The 436-nt window shown below is 66.3% G+C and carries 1 protein-coding gene; it reads right to left on the reverse strand.

The features are described from left to right. The coding region (locus tag VE26_RS00005; RefSeq protein WP_152658640.1) for a hypothetical protein at window positions 1-235 on the reverse strand (235 nt) is incomplete at its 3' end. Window positions 236-436: the final 201 nt, after the last annotated feature.

A 436-nucleotide genomic window follows, 5' to 3' on the forward strand; every position in this document is an offset into this window, starting at 1 on the left:
TGACCAGATTGTCGCTGTCGACCAGCGCCGCATGCCCGCCCTGCGCCAATTGACCCGACTGCCGCGCCGGCACCCGATCGTCCCCATTCTGCGCCAGGGCCAGCCGGCAGACCGCACCGGCCTCTTTTGCGCGCAGCCACACAGTGAAGACATAGTTCTGCGCGTCCTGTACGTAGAACAGCCCGAAAATGGCACCCAGGTCGCGCCCGCTCGCCCACTCCACCGTTACCGGCACCTACATTTCCCCCACGGCGTCGCCCACTCGAGTCCGCGTCCTCAGCAAGCGCCGCTACCTGTCGTCGACAGCCCCGCTATACGTGCCGGCGACGGTCACCGTATACCCGGACCGGTCCATGACTTCCCGCAGATTAGCCGTGCGCACGCACCTGCACATCAGCGTGAGCAGCACCGTCGCTGCCATGGCGGCAGTATACCG

The sequence above is a fragment of the Devosia chinhatensis genome (assembly GCF_000969445.1).
Classification (GTDB): Bacteria; Pseudomonadota; Alphaproteobacteria; order Rhizobiales; family Devosiaceae; genus Devosia; species Devosia chinhatensis.